We start from the raw sequence: 324 nt of genomic DNA, 5'->3' as shown, positions 1-324 counted from the left end.
GGGTGATTAGCTCAGCTGGGAGAGCATCTGCCTTACAAGCAGAGGGTCGGCGGTTCGATCCCGTCATCACCCACCAAACCATCTTAAGCACCATGCGGACCGGTAGTTCAGTTGGTTAGAATACCGGCCTGTCACGCCGGGGGTCGCGGGTTCGAGTCCCGTCCGGTCCGCCATCTTCACTCAGATGTAAAACAGAGTAGGAAAGAATTGGCTCACGGCGAGTCCTCGGAATGCCGCCCAGTCCTCTCCGCCATCTTCACTCAGATGTAAAATGAGTCATCAACTCCTGATGTAAAACAGAGTCATCAGCTTAACGATGTAAAA

Annotated in this window: 2 tRNA genes; both read left to right on the top strand. The window is 53.4% G+C overall.

The annotated features are described in order from the left end of the window. Nucleotides 1-76 (top strand) — tRNA-Val (locus tag I9W95_RS15045). 20 nt (nt 77-96) lie between these two features. After that, nucleotides 97-173, top strand: a tRNA-Asp gene (locus I9W95_RS15040). Nucleotides 174-324 lie beyond the last annotated feature (151 nt).

Source organism: Thalassolituus marinus, assembly GCF_020320395.1.
Taxonomy (GTDB): Bacteria; Pseudomonadota; Gammaproteobacteria; order Pseudomonadales; family Oceanobacteraceae; genus Venatoribacter; species Venatoribacter marinus.
The sequence above is the reverse complement of the archived record's forward strand: the minus strand, read 5'-3'. Positions and strand labels throughout refer to the sequence as shown.